The organism is Chromobacterium sp. HL1 (genome assembly GCF_057418835.1).
On record NZ_CP162399.1, the window covers coordinates 1876114 to 1894804 of the forward strand.

Below are 18691 nucleotides of genomic sequence, written 5' to 3' on the forward strand. Positions count from 1 at the left end.
GGAAAGGATAGTCATGCCGGCATTCAAGGCGCGCTTGGGCGATCAGGAAATCGCGGTGGGCAATGTCTTCTGCATCGGGCGCAATTACGCCGCGCACGCGGCGGAGTTGAGCAACCCGTTGGAGGACGAGCCGCTGGTGTTCCTGAAACCGACGTCGGCGCTGGCCGGCGAGGGCGAGCCGCTGCGGCTGCCCGATTATTCCAGCGACGTTCACCATGAGTGCGAACTGGTGCTGCTGATAGGCAAGGATGGCCGCGATATCGCGGAAGCGGAAGCGCTAGGCCATGTGGCCGGCTACGGCATCGGCCTAGACATGACGGCGCGCGATGTGCAATCGGCGGCCAAGAGCAAGGGCCATCCGTGGACCAAGGCCAAGGGTTTCCCCACCGCCGCCAGCCTGTCGCGCTTGGTTCCCGCGGAACGGGTGGCCGATCCGCAGCGGCTGCGCTTCGAATTACGCGTCAACGGTGAGCTGCGCCAGCAGGGCGACACCGGCCTGATGCTGTTTCCGGTGGCCGCCATCATCGCCTATCTGTCGCGGACCTATGGCCTGCAGGCCGGCGATCTGATTTATACCGGCACGCCGGAGGGCGTGGCGGCGGTGCGTTCCGGCGACCGGCTCAGCCTGAGGCTGGAGGGCCTGGCCGCCGCCGAATGGAGCGTGCTCTGATGGCGGCCTCAGGCGAGGACGACGGCAAGGTCCGTCTCGACAAATGGTTGTGGGCCGCCCGTTTCTTCAAGACCCGGCAGCTGGCGCACGAGGCGCTGGAGCTGGGGCGGGTGCAGGTCAACGGCGACCGGGTCAAGGCGTCGCGGGTGGTCAAGGAGGGCGACCAGCTGGTGATGCGCATCCATCAGCTGGAATACCGCGTCGAGGTGCTGGCGCTGAGCACCCAGCGCCGGCCGGCGCAGGAGGCGCGGCTGCTTTACCGCGAGGACGAGGCTTCTCAGCGCGCGCGCGAAGAGCAGGTGCTGCTATTGAAGGCGGAGCGCGCCAGTTTTCCGCATGGAGACGGCCGTCCCACCAAGAAGGCGCGGCGGGATATCGGCAAGTTCAAAGGGCAGTTCTGAGCGCGCGCTTGCCGCGCGCCGTTTTACGTTTTCAACCAGGAGCCCGTTTAAGGGCCGAGCTTCAGATCATGTCGTCTTCCGTGTCACCCGCCGTATCCCTGCTGCCGTTCAGCCTGTTCTATTTCAGTTATTTCGCCTTCCAGGGCCTGTTCAGTCCGTTCTGGGGGCTCTATCTGCAATCGCTGTCCTTCTCCGCCTGGCAGATCTCGGTGCTGATGGCCTTGTCCACGCTGGCGCGCATCGTGGCGCCCGGCTTCTGGGGCTGGCTGGCGGACCGGCGCGGCCGCCGGCGCGCCATCATCCTGACGACTTCGCTGCTGTCGGCGGCGGCCTTCCTGCTGGTGGGGATGGACCGAGCCTTCTGGTGGGTGTTCGTCAGCCTGGCGGTGTCCCACTTCTTCTGGGCGGCGGCGCTGCCGCTGGTGGAGGCCAGCACCGCCCACCTGACGCGCGCGCAGCCGGGGCGTTACAGCCGGGTACGGGTCTGGGGCTCGATAGGCTTCGTCTGTCTGGCGATGAGCGGCGGCCTGCTGCTGGACGGCATCGGCATAGGCAATCTGCCCTGGGCGCTGTGCGCGCTGCTGGCCCTGGTGGCCGTGGCGGCCTGGCGGGTGCCGGAAGTGGCCGCCGAGCGCAAGAGCGGACCGTCGGCGCCGATAGCAGCCACGCTGCGGCGGCCGGAGGTGATGGCGCTGTTCGGCTGCTGCTTCCTGATGGCCTTCGCCCACGGCCCTTACTACACCTTTTTCTCCATCGGCCTGAAGCAGGCGGGTTATGAGCAAGGCGCGATCGGCATGCTGTGGGGGCTGGGCGTGGTCAGCGAGGTGGCGGTATTCCTGTTGATGCCCAAGATCATGGCGCGCGCGCGTTTGGAAACGCTGATGCTGGCGTCGCTATTGGCGGCGGCGCTGCGTTTCGCCTTGATCGCCGCCGCGGCCGAGCTGGCCTGGGTGGCGATAGGCGCGCAGCTGCTGCACGCGCTGACTTTCGGCCTGCACCACGCCGCCTCGGTGGGCTTGATCCACCGCATGTTCGACCCACATCACCACGGCCGCGCCCAGGGTCTGTACATCATCGCCTCGTTTGGGGTTGGCGGCAGCGCCGGCGGCCTGATCGGCGGGCTGGTGTGGCCGCACGGCGGCATGGCGACGACGTTCGCGATGTCGACGGCCGCCGCCGCGCTGGGCGTGTTGCTGTGCCGGCGCTGGCTGCGGCCGGCGGCGCCTGCTCAGGCGGGCTGATCTTTCAACAGGGCCGGCGGCACGAAGTAACAGCTGTCGCCGTCGATGCCGGGCAGTTCGATACGGCCCTGATAAAGCAGGCCGATTTTCTCCAGCACGCGGATGGACGCCAGGTTGTGCGGCGCGGTGATGCCCACCACCACCGCGTGGCCCAGTTGCTCGCGGCCGTGTTCTATGGCGGCCAGCGCGGCTTCGCTGGCGTAGCCGCAGCCCCAGTATTGCTCCAGGAAGGCGTAGCCGATGTCCGGGTAGTCCAGGCCGTCACGCTTGACCAGGCCGCAGATGCCGACCGGGGCGCCGTCGTCCAGCCGTTCCACCAGCAAGAGGCCGTGGCCGTGCTTGCGATAGCTGGCCTGTGGGCCTTCCTCGATATAGCGCAGCGCGCCGAGCAGATCGTGGGCGTCCTTGTCGCCGATATTGGCGATGAAGGCCGGCTCGTTCAGCAGCTTGAGCATGAAGGGGGCGTCGCTGGCGTGCAGCGGACGCAGTTGCAGTCTGGCGGTGGCGATGTGATGCATGGCTGGTTCGGATTTCGCGGGATGAGGTCGTAAAAAAAGCCGACGGCGCAAGCGCCATCGGCTTTGATGCTAACAGGCCTGCGGCTCAGCACTCAACAATATTCACCGGCACTTCGATGACATTGATGGCCAGGCCGCCGCGCGCGGTTTCCTTGTACTTGGTGCTCATGTCCATGCCGGTGTCGCGCATGGTCTTGATCACCCGGTCCAGCGACACGAAGTGCTGGCCGTCGCCGCGCAGCGCCATGCGCGCCGCGTTGATGGCCTTGACCGAGGCCATGGCGTTGCGTTCGATGCAGGGCACTTGCACCAGACCGCCCACCGGATCGCAGGTCAGGCCCAGATTGTGCTCCATGCCGATCTCGGCGGCGTTTTCCACCTGTTCCGGGGTGCCGCCCAGCACTTCGGCCAAGGCGCCCGCGGCCATCGAGCAGGCCGAGCCCACTTCGCCCTGGCAGCCCACTTCGGCGCCGGAGATGGAGGCGTTGAGCTTGAACAGCACGCCGATGGCGCCGGCGGTGAGCAGGAAGCGCACAATGCCGTCGTCGCTGGCGCCGGGCACGAAGCGGGCGTAATAGTGCATCACCGCTGGGATGATGCCGGCCGCGCCGTTGGTGGGCGCGGTGACCACGCGGCCGCCGCCGGCGTTTTCCTCGTTCACCGCCAGCGCGTACAGATTGACCCAGTCCATCACCGTCAGCGGGTCGCGCAGCGCCGCCTCGGGCGAGGCCAGCAGCTTGCGGTGCATGTCGGCGGCGCGGCGCTTCACCTTCATGCCGCCGGGCAGGATGCCTTCGCGCTCGCAGCCGCGCTTGACGCAGTCCTGCATCACTTGCCAGATCTTCAGCAGCTCGGCGCGCACTTGTTCCTCGCTGCGCCAGGCCAGCTCGTTCTCCAGCATGATCTGGCTGATGGATTTGCCGTGGCGCTGACACAGCGCCAGCAATTCCGCCGCGCTCTTGAACGGGTGCTTGAGCTCGGTGACGCCCGGCGGCACGAAGCCGGCGTCGATGGCGGCCTCGTCGACCACGAAGCCGCCGCCCACCGAGTAATAAGCGCGCTTGGACAGGCTGGCGCCGGCGGCGTCGAAGGCTTCGAAAATCATGCCGTTGGGGTGGTAGGGCAGGGTTTTTTTCTTGTGCAGAATCAGGTGTTCGCCTTCGACGAAGGGCACGGTCTGCTTGCCCAGCAGGGCGACGGACTTGTCGGCGCGGATGGCGGCCAGCATGCCGTCCACCGCGTCGGTGTCCACCAGGTCGGGCTGTTCGCCCTGCAGGCCCAGCAAGACCGCGACGTCGGTGCCGTGGCCCTTGCCGGTGGCGCCCAGCGAGCCGAACATTTCGGCGCGCACGCTGGCGGTCTGAGCCAGCAACTCGTCTTTTTCCAGCCGGGCGATGAATTGGCGCGCGGCGCGCATCGGTCCAACCGTGTGGGAGCTGGACGGGCCGATGCCTATCTTGAACAAATCAAAAACACTGATGGCCATAATGCTTCTCTTTAAGGGCTGTGTCCCGCTAAGCGGGTTGTTGTCCGGACGGCCTGGGCCGTCCTTATTATTGTCGTTGTCATGGTTTCGCACGGCTTTGGCGCGAGGGCCGGCCTGCGCCTCGCCATCTTGCGGCAGCCGGGCAATCTAGACAAGCCGGCGACGGCTGTCAATTTAGAATTATAGAGTCAGGACTAAGTTGCGTCGGGGATTCGACGAGTTGAAACCGCTTCGCATTCGGACGGCATGAACCGGGCGGGCGGAAGGCCCTTGGGGCAGGCCGGAGAGGGGAATGGGGCGTGAAAAAGCCCGGGCGAGCCGGGCTTGGAGCTTAGAACCTGTTTACGATCTGCTGCGCGTCGTGAGACGTGACACGGTGAGTACCCTTTCGAAATGCTCATGCACCACGCGTACATTCCGCGTTCTCAGCCGCTTTCGCCTTGTCTCGCCCTAGCTCGCGAGATCGTAAACACGCTCTTAGACTGCGGCGGCGGTGAAGCGGCGGCGCAGATGTTGCGGTTTTTCCAGTTCGTCGACGATGGCCACGGCCAGGTCTTCCACGCTGATATCGGCCGGCTTGTCGCCGTTGAACAGCAGCTGATCGCCACCCAGGCGGTATTTGCCGCTGCGCTCGCCCGGGTGGAGGAAGGCTGGCGGCGAGACGAAGGTCCAGTCCAGCGTGCTTTCCTCGCGCAGGCGGCGCAGCGCTTCGCGCACGCCCAGCGCGCCTTCTTTCCATTCCGCCGGGAATTCAGGCGTGTCGACCAGTTGCACACCGGGGGCCACTTCCAGGCTGCCGGCGCCGCCCACTTCCAGGAAGCGCTTGACGCCGGCCTGCTTGACGCCGGCGACGATGGCATCGTGGCCCTTGACGGCCAGCGCCTGGATGTCGGCCTTGTCCCAGCCGGGGTTGAAAGCGCTGACCACGGCGTCGTGGCCGGCCACGGCGGCGGCGATCTGGCCGGCCTGGTAGGCGTCGGCGGCCACGCCGCTCAGCTGCGGGTGTTGCGGCAGCTTGGACAGAGTGGTGACGATGGCGCTGACTTGATGTTTGCGGGCCAGCAGTTCTTGCAAGACGGCCGAGCCGACAAAGCCGCTGGCGCCGATCAGAGCGATTTTCATGGGGATTCCTTTTCGCGATAAACGTGATGAAGTTTGATGGCGTTCAGAATAGCAGCTTGATTATAGAGCGATAATCCGGCAAAAATAAGATTGATAGTTTAGATGGACTTAATAATGGATGCGTTGAGACGGATGGCGGTCTTCGCCATGGTGGTGGACAAGGGCTCGATGAACGGCGCGGCGCGCGAACTGGGCATGACGCCGTCGGCGGTCAGCCAGCACATCAGCAAGCTGGAGCAGCAGCACGGCGTCAGCCTGTTGCACCGGACTACCCGCAAGCTGACGCTGACCGAGGCCGGCAGCCTGTTCTATCAGGGCTGCGCCGATATGCTGGCCGCGGCGCAGCTGGCCGAGCAGCGCTTGCTGGAGCTGCGCGACGCGCCGGTGGGCGAGCTGCGCATCGCCGCGCCCACCGGTTTTGCCGGCGCCTTGTTGAGCGAGGCGCTGACGCCGCTGCTGAGCGCGCACTCGGGCCTGAAGCTGCGTTTGTTCTTCCATGATGAAATGATAGATCTGGTGGACAACCGCATCGATCTGGCTTTGCGCGCCGGCGTGCTGAAGGACTCCAGCCTGGTGGCGCGCCACCTCGCGGACTGGCCCAATGTGCTGTGCGCGTCGCCGGCTTATCTCGCGCGTCAGCCGGCGATTACGCGGCCGGAGCAATTGTCCGCGCTGCAGTGGGTGGCTTTGTCTGACCGCAAGCTGGGTTGGCTGGCCTTCGAGCACGCTGACGGCAGCCGCTTCACCGCCGAACCGGACGCGCGCCTGGTCAGCAACAATATCGTCGCCGCGCGCCAGTTCGTGCTGGCCGGCATGGGGGTGGCGGTGCAGCCGGAGCCGGAGATTCGTCAGGAACTGGCCGACGGCCGCTTATTGCGAGTATTGCCGGAGTGGAGCTTGCCGCCGCTGGCGATTTACGCGGTGACGCCGCGCCGCGACATTCAGCCGGCCAAAGTGCGTTACGCGATCGAGGCCTTGCGCGCCAGCCTGAGCAAATGAAAAACGCCGCCGGCAGGGCCGGCGGCGTGATTGGAACGGCAGTCGTTCAGGATCAGAAGGCGATCTTGAAGCCTACGCCGAAGGCTTGCGGGTCGTTGCCGGCGGTCAACGAAGCGTTGCTGGCACCCAGATTGCTATCGTATACCGGGTTGTTGGCGAAGTTGGCCTTGGCCTTGGCGTTGTTGCTGATCTTGGTGTAGTAAGCCAGCACTTGAGTGGTTTTGGACAGGTTGTAAGTGCCGCCCAGAGTCCATTGCTTGGCCTTGAAGTCGTCGCCGTTAACGCCGGCGGAGGTGTTCTTCAGCGTGCCCAGCTGGCCGTAGGACAGCTTGACCGAAGCCGCGCCGAAGTCCTGACCCAGAGCGATCAGCCAGTCGTCTTGCTTAACTTGGCCGCCGCCTACCTGGTCGTAGGTGCCCCACTCGTAGTTGCCGCCGACGAAGGTGCCGGTGTCGAACTTATAGCTGGCGGCCAGGCCGTAGAAGGTGACGTTCTTGCCGGAGTTCAGCGACAGTACCGCCGGGCTGGAGTTGTTGTACGAGTTGCTGTTGGCGATAACGGCCGTATCGTACTGGCGATCCCAGGCGGCGGCCAGGTTCAGGCCTTGCCAGGTGTAGCCCAGGCCCAGGGAGATGCGTTTGGAGTCGTTGCCGGATACGCGGCTCTCGTCCACGCCCCAGGACGCGCCCAGCTTGAAGCCGGCCCAGCTCGGGGAGAAGTAGTGTACGGAGTTGGCCATACGCGCTTCGCCGCGGCTGTTGACCGAGCTGCTGCCGAAGTTGTCGGCGGTGGTGTTGACCATCAGGTCGGTGCCCAGCGCGCTGTTGCTGCTGCCGGTGAACATCTTGTAGGCGGAGTCGTGTTGGCCCAGCAGCACGCGGCCGAAATCGCCGTTGTCGAGGCCGATGAAGGTGTTGCGGGTGGCGAAGGTCGCGCTCTGACCTTTGTCGTTGGTGCCGCCTTGTTCGAAGTTGCGCAGGCTGTTTTCCACCTGCCAGATCGCCTTGGTGCCGCCGCCGATGTCTTCAAAGCCCTTGAAGCCGATGCGGGAGTTGTGGTCGACGATGCGGGTGCGGCTGCTGTATTCGCTGCCGCCGGAACCGGTGGCTTTGCTCGATTCGATGCCGCCGCTGAGGAAACCGTAGATGGTTACGTCAGCGTGGGCGACAACGGGCAAGGCGAACATTGCGGCAAGCAGGGCTGCCAGATTTTTCTTTTGCATCTTGAATGCTCCAAGTCAGTTTTTGCTTTACTAAAGTCAGGTGCCGAAGCTGGCGGACCTGCAATATCTATAGTAGATAAGTGCGGTATCGCCACAACACATGTCTTAGTTTAGCCACAAAATATGACGTGGGTGTTGCAATGTTGTTGCATCAAGACAATTCGGACAGGGGTAGTGTTGCAATTACGCCAAGAATTGATTGGGGTAGACCTCGTCCAGCAGGGTGCGGCAATCGACGATGCGCAGATCGTTGTCCTTGGCGAAGTCCATCAGAAAGCAAAACACCTGCGGGCTGATTTTCTCCAGTTTCTTGTCCACCGCCACGCAGCGCACGCCGTCCAGCATCATCGGGCGGACATGGGCGTGGTAGTGCAGTTTCTGATCGTCGAAGGAGGCTAGGATGCCGGCCAGGCGTTCGGCCCAGTCGCTGGGGCGGAAGGTGCGCCCCTCGGAAGTGATGCCCTGGATGACTATTTCGTATGGATTGCAGATCATGGCGGTGGACCGGAGTGTTTGCTTTTGGTTTAGCCTGTTTTTTATCGTCTGCTAAGCGATTTGCGCTTGGCGTTTTATGTTCAGGCGTTTTGTTTGTTGCTGAATATTTAGCATTTTACCCGAAAATCAGATGCGCTTGAATGGCGGCAGCGAGGCGAGCAGCCGCTTGCCGTAGCTTTGTTTTTGCAAGCGGTTGTCCAGAATGGTGACGCGGCCGTAGTCGCGTTCGGTGCGGATCAGCCGGCCCACGGCCTGCACCAGCTTGATCGAAGCTTCCGGCACCGTGATCTCGATGAAGGGATTGCCGCCGCGTTTCTCTATCCAGCGCGACAGGGTTTTGCCCACTGGATCGTCCGGCATTGCGAACGGCAGTTTGGCAATAATCACGTGCACGCAGCTTTCGCCAGGCAGGTCCAGGCCTTCGGAGAAGGAATCCAGGCCGAAGATCACGCTGGGTTCGCTCTGTTTCAGCCGCTGATGGTGCTGTTCTATCAGCAGGCTCTTGGGGATTTCGCCCTGAATCAGCAGCCGCTCGCGCAGCGCGGCCGGCAGGCCGGCGGCGACCTCCTGCATTTGTTTGCGGGAGGAGAACAGCACCAGGGTGCCGACCGGTTCTTGCACATCGATCAGCTTGGGCAGCCATTCCACGATTTCGCGGGTATGGCCGCCGGCGTCCTTGGGGCTGGCCAGCATCGGCGGCAGATACAGCTCGCCCTGCTCGTCGAAATTGAAAGGGGAATCCAGCGCCACGCAGCTGACTTCCGGCATCCACTTCAGGCCGGTCTGCGACAGCAGCAGGTCGAATTCGCCCAGCGAGCGCAGCGTGGCCGAGGTCAGGATGGCGCCGGCGGCGCGGCGCCACAGCGTGGCGGCCAGGCTGGCGGCGGCGCTGACCGGCGAGGCGGAGAACAGGTAATCGCCCTTGCCCTCGGCGCGGCGGGTGATCCATTTGGCGATGGGCGGGCTGGCGGGCTCGGTTTCTTTTTCAAACAACTCCCACACCGCCAGCAGTTGCTCGGCGCGCGCGGTCAGAAAGCCCAGATCGGAGGCGGTCTTGTCGACTTGCGCCGCTTCGCCGCCCTTATCCTTGCGCGCCTCGCCCAGCGCGTCGGTCAGCAGGCTCAGCTGTTTGAACAGCGAGCGGGCCGAGGTGGCCATATTGGCGGTGGGGCCCTGGAAGCGTTCCGGCAGCACGCCGTCCTCTATCAGCCAGGTGGGCTCCAGATTGTCGCTGGAGGCGGCCAGCGCGTCTTCGCCTTCCAGCAGCCACAGCCACTCGGTCAGCGTTTCGGAGCAGGCGCTGGCGGCTTCTATCGCCTGGCTGACGATGTCCACCTTGTCGGTCAGCGCCTCCACGCGGATGGCGGCGGCGGCCACTTTGTCCAGCCAGGACATGGCCTGAGCCAGCGAATGTTCGGCGGAAAACTGGTTAACCGCCTTTTTGGCCAGGTGGTGCGCCTCGTCGATACAGTAGTAACTTTCTTCCGGCGCCGGCAGGATGACGCCGCCGCCCATGGACACGTCGGCCAGCATCAGGTCGTGGTTGGCCACCACCACGTCCACGTTTTCCAGCACGTCGCGCGCCAGATAGAACGGGCATTCCGGCCGGTTGGGACAGGCGGCTTTCAAACAGCCGTGGCGGTCGTTGGTGACGCGCGACCACAGTCCGTCCTCTATCACGCTTTCCCAGGCGTCGCGGTCGCCGTTCCAGCGGCGGTAATAGAAGGCGTCGGCCAGCTGGCGCAGGGTTTCGATTTCGCCGGCTTCCGGCTTGCGGTCCCATAGCGCCAGCGTCGGGTCCAGGTCCAGCAACTGGCCTTGGGCGTTCTCGGCGGTCAGCGCGTAAATGCGCTGCGGACACAGATAGCGGCCGCGGCCCTTGGCCAGGGCGAAGGTCAGCGGCAGGCCGCTGTTTTCGACGACGAAGGGCAGGTCGCGGTTGACCAGTTGCTCTTGCAGGGCGACGGTGGCGCTGGTGACCACCAGTTTCTTGGCGCGGGATTTGGCCATCACGCCGCCGGCCAGCAGGTAGGCCAGGCTTTTGCCGACCCCGGTGGGGCCTTCGATCACGGCGATGCTTTCGCCGGCGCGCTCCGGCCAGTCGTCGCCTTCCTTGTCCTTGCTGCGCGACAGCGCGTTGGCGATCTCCGCCAGCATGCGGCGTTGCGCGGCGCGCGGGCGGAAGCCCGGCAAGTTGTCGGCTATGGTCCGGTAATGGTCGCGAATCGCGTCTTTTTCAGCAGGGGTCAGCATGGCGGCGATTGTACCGCAAGGGGGCGGCCTTGTCTGGCCGCGCCAAGCCGGGCGTCGAATATGGGGAAATCCTGATGTGCGACTGCAAAATGACGGCGATGCGCGGATGTGGATAGGATAGGCAAATATAAAAACAAGCGAAATTGCGCGAGCGACTTAGGCAGACAAATCCATCAATAACAGCGCAAAGCAATATCAACAGGAGAAACCCGATCATGACACCCGTTAGCCGAGTGCTGGTGGTCAGCGACGACGCCAAATGGCAGGCCGATGTGCTGGCCGGACTGGGCGCCGCCGCGGTCCGGCTGGAAAACCCCTACGGCCTGACTTTCGTCGGCGTCGCGCGCAGTCAGGACGCGCTGGATCAGATCGCCCGAGACGGCGACGTCCAGGTGGTGCTGGTGGACAAGCAGTTGCAGGAGAAGGGCGTCAGTCAGGCGGCGGCGCAGCTGGCCAACCGCATCAGCGCCTTCCGTCCGGAAATTTCGCTGTATGTCTTATTGTTCGACGACGACGAGCGCGCGCTGGTGGAAGACCTGGCCAGCCACGCGGTGGACGGCTATTTCTACCGCGACGAGCTGGATTTCCACGGCTGGTTCCGCATTTTGTCGGCGGAGCTGGCGGAAAAGTCCGCGACGCCGTTCTACGACAAGCTCAAGCAGTACGTGCGCATGGCCAAGGATTCCTGGCATACGCCGGGCCATTCCGGCGGCGATTCCTTGAAAGGCAGTCCCTGGGTCGGCGATTTTCACGACTTCGTCGGCGAGAGCATGCTGCGCGCCGACCTGTCGGTGTCGGTGCCGATGCTGGATTCGCTGCTGCACCCCACCGGGGTGATAGAGGAGGCGCAGATGCTGGCGGCCAAGGCCTTCGGCGCCAAGCGCACCTACTTCGCCACCAACGGCACCTCCACCTCCAACAAGGTGATCTTCCAGACCTTGCTGGCGCCCGGCGACAAGCTGCTGCTGGACCGCAATTGTCACAAATCGGTGCATCACGGCGTGATTCTGTCCGGCGCGCTGCCGGTGTATCTGGATTCCTCGATCAACAAGCAGTTCGGCATTTTCGGACCGGTGCCCAAGGAAACCATCTTCGCCGCGATCGACGCCAACCCCGACGCGCGGGTGCTGATCCTGACCTCCTGCACCTACGACGGGCTGCGTTACGATCTGAAGCCCATCATCGAGGCCGCGCACGAGCAGGGCATCAAGGTCATCGTCGACGAGGCCTGGTACGGCTTCGCCCGTTTCCACCCGGCGTTCCGGCCGACGGCGCTGGAGTCCGGCGCTGACTACGTGACCCAGAGCACGCACAAGGTGCTGTCGGCGTTCTCCCAGGCCAGCATGATCCACGTCAACGACCCCGGCTTCGACGCGCATCTGTTCCGCGAGAACTTCAATATGCACGCGTCGACCAGCCCGCAGTACAACCTGATCGCCAGCCTGGACGTGGCGCGCAAACAGGCGGTGATGGAGGGCTACCGGCTGCTGGACCGCACGCTGAAGCTGGCGCAGGAGTTGCGCGACAAGATCAACTCCACCGGCGCTTTCCGGGTGCTGGAACTGTCGGACCTATTGCCGGAGGAGGTGAGGGAGGACGGCATCCAGCTGGACCCGACCAAGCTGACCGTGGACATCACCCAGTCCGGCTTCACCGCGGACGAATTGCAGCAGGCGCTGTTCGAGCGCTACAACATCCAGGTGGAGAAATCCACGTTCAGCACCATCACCCTGCTGCTGACCCTGGGCACCACCCGCAGCAAGGTGTCGCGGCTTTATGACGCCATGCTGAGGTTGGCCAAGGAAAAGCGTCCGCCGCGACCGCTGGGAAGGATGCCGGAGATTCCGCGTTTCTCCCGTCTGGCCAGCTTGCCGCGCGACGCTTTTTACGAGGCCGGCGAGCGCTTGCCGCTGCTGGACGACGACGGCCGCCCCAACGCAGCCCTGGTCGGACGGGTCTGCTGCGACCAGATCGTGCCGTATCCGCCCGGCATTCCGGTGCTGGTGCCCGGCCAGGTGATAGACGACACCATTCTCGCGTATTTGGCGCGGCTGCAAAAAACCCAGAAATCCATAGAAATGCACGGCTTGGCCGAGGATGGCGGCGAGTTTTTGCTGCGAGTGCTCAAAGAAGGGGAGCTGGCGCAACTGCCTGGACGCGCCTTGTTCAAATGAATGCTTGTCAGACAGGCTGATTTCCGATAAATATAAGTCTTGTCGCAATTATGTAAATCATGCGCTTTGCGTAGGCATGCTTGCGACGCCTGTGAATGACTTGAGACCAGCGTGTAGTAATGTGCCATCGCGCATGAAGGACACTGAAACGGTGTCGAACGCGCGGTGGCTTTTTTTTTGAAATGGAGCACCATGACGTCCCCTAGGCATTACTTGCAATTCAGCGACCTGACCCACGAGGAATACCGCCATCTCTTCGAGCGCAGCAAGGTCCTGAAACGACGACGTAGCGACGGCCAGCTGTACCAGCCGCTCGTCGGCAAGGTGATGTCCATGGTGTTCGAGAAGAACTCCACCCGCACCCGCGTTTCTTTCGAAGCGGGCATGGCGCAACTGGGCGGCCACGCGATGTTCCTGGACTCGCAAAGCTCGCAGATGGGCCGCGGCGAGCCCATCGAGGACACCGCCCGCGTGCTGTCCCGGATGAGCGACATCATCATGATCCGCACCTATGAGCAGGCGCTGGTGCAGCGGCTGGCCGCGCATTCCAAGGTGCCGGTGATCAATGGCCTGACCAACGAATACCACCCGTGCCAGATTCTGGCGGACATCTTCACCTATATCGAGCAGCGCGGCTCGATCAAGGGCAAGACCGTGGCCTGGATAGGCGACGGCAACAATGTCTGCCGCACCTGGCTGCAGGCGGCTCGCATCCTGGGCTTCAAGCTCAAGGTGGCGACGCCGGTGGGCTTCGAGCTCAAGGCCTTGGACGGCCAGCATTACGGCCCCGAGCACTTCGAACCCAGCCACAGCGCCAGCCATGCGGCGACCGGCGCGGACCTGGTGACCACCGATGTGTTCACCAGCATGGGTTTCGAGGCGGAGAAGGAAGCGCGGCTGGAAGCTTTCCGCGACTACCAAGTGACGCCGGAGCTGATGAAGCTGGCCAAGCCGGACGCCTTGTTCATGCACTGTTTGCCGGCGCACCGGGGCGAGGAAGTGGCCGCCGCGGTGATAGACGGGCCGCAGAGCGTGGTCTGGGACGAGGCGGAAAACCGCATGCACGTGCAGAAGGCGCTGATCGAGTTCCTGCTGCTGGGCCAGCGCTACGACTGAACTGACGACGCGGGCGAGCCCGCCGTTTACGCGATTCGGCAAGGCCGCGCCAGGCGCGGGCCGGATCCGGCAATCAATGGATTTGAAAGAATACAAAATGTCTGACATCAAGAAAGTGGTACTGGCTTATTCCGGCGGTCTGGATACTTCGGTAATTCTCAAGTGGCTGCAGGATACCTATCAATGCGAGGTGGTGACCTTCACCGCCGACATCGGCCAGGGCGAAGAAGTGGAACCGGCGCGCAAGAAGGCGGTGTCGCTGGGCATCAAGCCGGAAAACATCTTCATTGACGATCTGCGCGAGGAATTTGTCCGCGACTTCGTGTTTCCGATGTTCCGCGCCAACGCCGTTTATGAAGGCGAGTACCTGCTGGGCACCTCGATCGCGCGGCCGTTGATCGCCAAGCGCCAGATCGAGATCGCCAATCAGGTGGGCGCCGACGCGGTGTCTCACGGCGCCACTGGCAAGGGCAACGATCAGGTGCGCTTCGAGCTGGGCTATTACGCGCTGAAGCCGGACGTCAAGGTGATCGCGCCGTGGAGGGAATGGGATCTGCTGTCGCGGGAAAAACTGCTGAACTACGCGGAAACCCACGGCATCGACATCAGCAAGAAGAAGAACGGCGGCAGCCCGTATTCGATGGACGCCAACCTGCTGCACATCTCCTATGAAGGCACGGTGCTGGAAGACCCGGCGGCGGAGCCGGAAGAGGATATGTGGTTGTGGACGGTGAGCCCGGAGAACGCGCCGGATCAGGCCGAATACCTCGAGCTGAGCTATGAGAAGGGCGACATCACCGCGATCAACGGCGTGGCGATGAGCCCGGCCCAGGTGCTGACCGAGCTGAACCGCCTGGGCGGCAAGCACGGCATCGGCCGGCTGGACATCGTGGAAAACCGCTATGTGGGCATGAAGTCCCGCGGCTGCTACGAAACCCCGGGCGGCTCCATCATGTTGAAGGCGCACCGCGCGATCGAATCCATCACCCTGGATCGCGAAGTGGCCCACCTGAAGGACGAACTGATGCCCAAGTACGCCAAGCTGGTCTACACCGGCTACTGGTGGAGCCCGGAGCGTCTGATGCTGCAAGGCATGATCGACGCCTCCCAGGCCACGGTCAACGGTTGGGTGCGGCTGAAACTGTACAAGGGCAATGTGATCGTGGTGGGCCGCGAATCCAAGACCGACTCGCTGTTCGACCCCGCCATCGCCACCTTCGATGAAGACGGCGGCGCCTACAATCACGCCGACGCGGCCGGTTTCATCCGCCTGAACGCGTTGCGGATGCGGATTGCCGGCAACGCCAAACAGAAACGCGGCTAACGCGCCGCGTTGGACCCCAAAAGCCCCCGCAGGGGGCTTTTTTTAATGACGCAAAATATGGAAACCAATCATCGATCCAATGCCTGGATCCCCTGGGCCTTCGTGCTGCTGTGGAGCACCGGCTTCATCGGCGCCAAGCTGGGCCTGCCTTTCATCGGCCCGTTCACCTTTTTGGCGATACGGATGGGTCTGACCCTGCTGTGCTTCGGCGCGCTGATCGCCTGCTTCCGGCCCGCCTGGCCGGGCCTGGCGGCGGCCAAGCACCAATGGGCTTGCGGCGCGATGCTGCACGGCCTTTATCTGGGCGCCAGCTTCGCCGGCATCAAGCTGGCGGTGCCGGCCGGCATCACCGCGCTGATCGTCGGCCTGCAGCCGATACTGACTGCGATACTGAGCTGGCTGATGGGCGAGCAGCGGCTGAGCCGCATGCAATGGCTGGGCCTGGCGATAGGTTTTGGCGGCGCGCTGCTGGTGGTGCTGGGCGGCAAGGGCTTGCAGTTAGGCGCCAATCCCGGCCTGTGGCTGACCGCGCTGGCCTTGTGCGCGATCACCGCCGGCACCTTGTACCAGAAACGCTTCGGCCAGGGCGTGCATCCGCTGACCGGCGCCTTCCATCAATACCTGGCGGCCTTTCTGATTACCGGCGCGCTGGCGCTGGGGCTGGAGCGCGGCGAGGCCATCCACTGGAACGCGCAACTGGCGCTGGCCCTGGGCTGGAGCGTGCTGGCGCTGTCGGTGCTCGCCATCCTGCTGCTGATGCGCATGCTGAAAGACGGCGATGTCAGCAAGGTGGCCAGCTATTTCTATCTGACGCCGGGCCTGGCCGCGGTGCAGGCCTGGTGGCTGTTCGACGAGCAATTGAGCCTGCTGGCGGTGGGCGGCATGCTGTTGGCCGCGCTGGGCGTCGCCCTGGTGTTGCAGAGGTTGCGCTGGCGCCGATAGGCGCGCGCGGGCATTGAGCCGGAGGGCGATGGCGAGTATCTTATTACGGCCAGGCGGGGCGCATCGCTAAGACCCCGCCGGTCCGTGATCTGCTGTGGACGCAAAGGATAACAAGTGTCGGAAGAACAATTCACCAATATTTCCATGATCGTGTGCCTGGGCGGCCTGATCATTTTCATGGGCTTCATCATCTGGGACCTGGGCAAGAAGGCTCAGGCCGGCAAGATGGGCATGTTCATCTTGTTCCTGGTGCTGGGTTTCGGCGTGTCCGGTTTCCTGTTCAAGAATGTGCTGGTGGAGTTCCTGATCCAGAAATGAAGGCTCGCGAGACAGCGAACGGCCGGCAAGCTTGCTTGCCGGCTTTTTTATGGCCCCTGGAAAACGCGCTAGCCGCTAGTGACCGCGGTCCAGTATCAGCTTCAAGCCCAGCGCGATGAACACGCTGCCGGCGATGCGGTCCAGCCACTGGCTGGCGCGGCGGCTCTTGGACAGCCATTGGCCGATGGTGCCGGAGAAATAGCCGAGGCAGCCGAAGATCAGCGCGCCTTGCAGCGTGAAGATCAGGCCGAGCACGGCGATCTGCAGCCCGGCCGGACCCTGGGCCGGGTTGACGAATTGCGGCAGGAAGGCGAGGAAGAACAGCACCACCTTGGGGTTGATCGCATTGGCGATCAGGCCTTTGCGGAAGGTGGCGGCCAGCGGCGCGGCGTCCCGCCCGGCGGCGCCGGCCTGGAAGCTGGCGCCGGGGCTGCGCAGCGCCTGCCAGCCCAGATAGATCAGATAGCCGCCGCCGGCGAACTTCAGCAGCGTGAAGGCCAGCGGGGAGGCGGCGATCAGCGCGCTGACGCCGAGCGCGGCCAGCACCGTGTGGTTCAGGCAGCCCAAGGCGCAGCCCAGGCCGAAGGCCATGCCCTGGCGGCGGCCGCGGGCGATGCCCTGGCTCAGCACCATCAGATTGTCCGGGCCGGGCGACAGGGTGATCAGCATCGCGGCGGCGGTGAAGGCGAGCAATTGTTCCGGGGTGACGAGCATGGGCTTCTCTGGCGGTGGTTCGTGTCCGGATGATTCCGCATTTGCCGCCGGGAGACAAGCGCTTTGTCCGGCCGCGCCGGTCTCCCTTGGACTGCGCGTTCAGCCTGCCTCGTCCAGCGCGCTTTCGATTTCGCGGATATGCGCTTGATGGCCCTGGATGCGCTGGCCGGTGGGCGGTCCCTTGAATTGCTTGCGCACGCCCAGCGCGAACCAGAACAAGGCCAGCACCAGCAGCAGCGCGACGGTCAGGTACAAGACCTTCTCATTCGGCGGCTGGATGCCGACGAAGACCAGCACCGCGCCGCCCAGGGTGGCCAGCGCGGCGATGGGCTTGGACGCCCGGCCCAGATCGAACGGCCCCTTGTGGGTCCAGCTGCGGCCCTCGGCGAACAGGCCGGCGGCGGACGGCAGGATGTAGGAAATGTACAGGAACACCGCGGCGCCGGTGGACAGCACCAGGAAGGCGTCGCCGTACAAGGTGGCGGCGATGGCGAGCGCGGCGCTGACCCAGATCGCCGGGCCCGGAGTGCGGTGTTGCGGATGCACCTGGCGCAGCCAGCGCGAGGCCGGCAGGCCGCCGTCGCGGGCGAAGGCGTACATCATGCGCGAGGTGGAGGTCAGGCAGGCCAGGCCGCACAGATAGTTGACCAGAAAGATGCCTATGCCCAGCGCCGCCTTCAAGGCCGGCGGCAGCGCGCTCAGCAGCAGATCGAAAAAGCCCATGCCGGCCTTGACCCCGGCGCCCAGGTCCGGCAGCACCAGCACGAAGGCGCAGATCATCAGATAGCCGAACACGCCGGACCACAGCACCGAGCGCAAGATGCCCTTGGGCACATTGCGCGCCGCTTCGCGGGTCTCCTCCGAGGTGTGGGCGGAGGCGTCGTAGCCGGTCAGGGTATAGACGGTGAGCAGCAGGCCGGCCAGGAACACCATCACCGTATTGTCCATCCGCGGCCAGGTGCCGCCGTCGGCGCCGCTGTAATTGTGGAAGGTCCACAGGCGGGAGAAGTCCAGCGGTCCAGGCGCGTAGATCAGCAGCGACACCACCAGGGCCAGGGTGACGACGAAGATCAGATAGCCGGACAGATCGGTCAGCCGGGTGGTGAGCTTGATGCCCAGATGGTTGAGCCAGGCCTGGCTCAGCGCCACCACGGCGAGGAACAAGGTCTGATGGCCCCAGCCCAGCTGTTCCGGATTCAGGCCCAGCAGCGGTGCGACCAGGGTTTTGAAGAAGGGGTCGTAAACGCCGAAATTGACCGCGGCGGTGACGAAGATCAGTCCCAGCAGATTGATCCAGGCGGTGGTCCAGCCCAGGCCCTTGCCGCCCAGAATGGACGCCCAGTGGTAAAGCCCGCCGGCGGTGGGGTAGGCGGAGGCGATCTGGGCCATGGCCACGGCGACGATGGCGGCGAACAGCGCGCCCACCGGCCAGCCTATGCCGATGGCCGCGCCGCCGCCGGCGCTGAGTCCGGCCGGGAAGGCGGTGATGCCGCCGGCCAGCACGCAGATGATGGAAAAGGAGATGGCGAAGTTGGAAAAGCCGCTCATGCGTCGGGACAACTCCTGAGCGTAACCCATGCTGTGCAACAGTTTCTCGTCCTCGCCGACGGGCGCGGACTCATGCCGAACTGGTTCCATGATGTTCCTCTCTCATTGTGCATGTCTGTGGTTTTCCGCCTAGGCGCGCGTACGCGCC

General features: G+C 64.2%; 16 protein-coding genes and 1 pseudogene. 9 read left to right on the forward strand and 8 right to left on the reverse strand.

Translation table 11 applies throughout. The annotated features are described in order from the left end of the window. Nucleotides 1-13 precede the first annotated feature (13 nt). From AB1Z25_RS08580 to AB1Z25_RS08590, 3 genes are all read left to right on the forward strand, one after another. Complete coding sequence (locus AB1Z25_RS08580) at nt 14-670, forward strand: fumarylacetoacetate hydrolase family protein (protein ID WP_486637028.1); 657 nt, start codon at nt 14-16, stop codon at nt 668-670. Beyond that, entirely contained in the window at nt 670-1071 is a 402-nt protein-coding gene (locus tag AB1Z25_RS08585) for an RNA-binding S4 domain-containing protein (RefSeq protein WP_486637029.1), read from the forward strand. Before AB1Z25_RS08580 ends, AB1Z25_RS08585 begins: the two co-directional genes overlap by 1 nt. A gap of 68 nt (nt 1072-1139) precedes the next feature. Then, a complete protein-coding gene (locus AB1Z25_RS08590; RefSeq protein ID WP_486637030.1) occupies nt 1140-2312 on the forward strand; it encodes an MFS transporter in 1173 nt (390 codons plus the stop codon). Here the strand turns inward: AB1Z25_RS08590 and AB1Z25_RS08595 are convergent. The 3 genes from AB1Z25_RS08595 to AB1Z25_RS08605 all read right to left on the reverse strand — a co-directional run bounded on the left by AB1Z25_RS08595 (nt 2300) and on the right by AB1Z25_RS08605 (nt 5438). Then, nucleotides 2300-2830, reverse strand: a complete 531-nt coding sequence (locus AB1Z25_RS08595; RefSeq protein ID WP_486637031.1) for a GNAT family N-acetyltransferase — start codon at nt 2828-2830, stop codon at nt 2300-2302. The genes AB1Z25_RS08590 and AB1Z25_RS08595 overlap by 13 nt on opposite strands. A gap of 85 nt (nt 2831-2915) precedes the next feature. Next, nucleotides 2916-4316, reverse strand: coding sequence for an L-serine ammonia-lyase (locus tag AB1Z25_RS08600; RefSeq protein WP_107799428.1), 1401 nt, complete (start codon nt 4314-4316; stop codon nt 2916-2918). Nucleotides 4317-4793: 477 nt separating this feature from the next. Further along, the gene (locus AB1Z25_RS08605) at nt 4794-5438 is read right to left on the reverse strand and encodes an NAD(P)-dependent oxidoreductase (RefSeq protein WP_486637032.1); all 645 of its coding nucleotides are present in this window, start codon (nt 5436-5438) and stop codon (nt 4794-4796) included. A gap of 114 nt (nt 5439-5552) precedes the next feature. Here AB1Z25_RS08605 and AB1Z25_RS08610 point away from each other — a divergent pair, with 114 nt between their 5' ends. Then, a complete protein-coding gene (locus AB1Z25_RS08610) occupies nt 5553-6437 on the forward strand; it encodes a LysR family transcriptional regulator (protein ID WP_048412147.1) in 885 nt (294 codons plus the stop codon). 52 nt (nt 6438-6489) lie between these two features. Here AB1Z25_RS08610 and AB1Z25_RS08615 read toward each other — a convergent pair whose 3' ends face one another. The 3 genes and pseudogenes from AB1Z25_RS08615 to dinG form a co-directional block, all read right to left on the reverse strand. After that, on the reverse strand, nt 6490-7659 hold the full coding sequence (locus AB1Z25_RS08615) for a porin (RefSeq protein WP_107799426.1): 1170 nt from the start codon (nt 7657-7659) through the stop codon (nt 6490-6492). Between the two features lie 210 nt (nt 7660-7869). After that, nucleotides 7870-8154, reverse strand: a pseudogene (locus AB1Z25_RS08620) (DUF3579 domain-containing protein); the annotation flags it as partial. A 126-nt stretch (nt 8155-8280) separates the two neighbouring features. Further along, on the reverse strand, nt 8281-10407 hold the full coding sequence (gene dinG, locus AB1Z25_RS08625; protein ID WP_235088972.1) for an ATP-dependent DNA helicase DinG: 2127 nt from the start codon (nt 10405-10407) through the stop codon (nt 8281-8283). A 215-nt stretch (nt 10408-10622) separates the two neighbouring features. Here dinG and AB1Z25_RS08630 point away from each other — a divergent pair, with 215 nt between their 5' ends. The 5 genes from AB1Z25_RS08630 (at nt 10623) to AB1Z25_RS08650 (ending at nt 16281) form a co-directional block, all read left to right on the forward strand. Further along, entirely contained in the window at nt 10623-12581 is a 1959-nt protein-coding gene (locus tag AB1Z25_RS08630) for an aminotransferase class I/II-fold pyridoxal phosphate-dependent enzyme (RefSeq protein WP_107799424.1), read from the forward strand. A 192-nt stretch (nt 12582-12773) separates the two neighbouring features. Further along, nucleotides 12774-13697: an ornithine carbamoyltransferase gene (gene argF / locus AB1Z25_RS08635; RefSeq protein WP_107799423.1), complete on the forward strand. Its 924-nt coding sequence runs from the start codon at nt 12774-12776 to the stop codon at nt 13695-13697. Nucleotides 13698-13794: 97 nt separating this feature from the next. Beyond that, nucleotides 13795-15021: an argininosuccinate synthase gene (locus tag AB1Z25_RS08640; protein WP_474456347.1), complete on the forward strand. Its 1227-nt coding sequence runs from the start codon at nt 13795-13797 to the stop codon at nt 15019-15021. Between the two features lie 57 nt (nt 15022-15078). Continuing rightward, a complete protein-coding gene (locus AB1Z25_RS08645) occupies nt 15079-15963 on the forward strand; it encodes a DMT family transporter (RefSeq protein WP_227103550.1) in 885 nt (294 codons plus the stop codon). A gap of 114 nt (nt 15964-16077) precedes the next feature. Further along, entirely contained in the window at nt 16078-16281 is a 204-nt protein-coding gene (locus AB1Z25_RS08650; RefSeq protein WP_019099892.1) for a DUF2788 domain-containing protein, read from the forward strand. 75 nt (nt 16282-16356) lie between these two features. Here the strand turns inward: AB1Z25_RS08650 and AB1Z25_RS08655 are convergent, their stop codons facing one another. Together AB1Z25_RS08655 and AB1Z25_RS08660 are read right to left on the reverse strand one after the other, a co-directional pair. Further along, nucleotides 16357-16995 (reverse strand): LysE family translocator, encoded by a 639-nt coding sequence (locus AB1Z25_RS08655; protein WP_486637033.1) that lies wholly within the window; start codon nt 16993-16995, stop codon nt 16357-16359. Nucleotides 16996-17094: 99 nt separating this feature from the next. After that, nucleotides 17095-18633 carry an amino acid permease gene (locus tag AB1Z25_RS08660; RefSeq protein WP_486637034.1) on the reverse strand — a complete coding sequence of 513 codons (1539 nt, stop codon included), beginning with the start codon at nt 18631-18633 and terminating at the stop codon, nt 17095-17097. Nucleotides 18634-18691 lie beyond the last annotated feature (58 nt).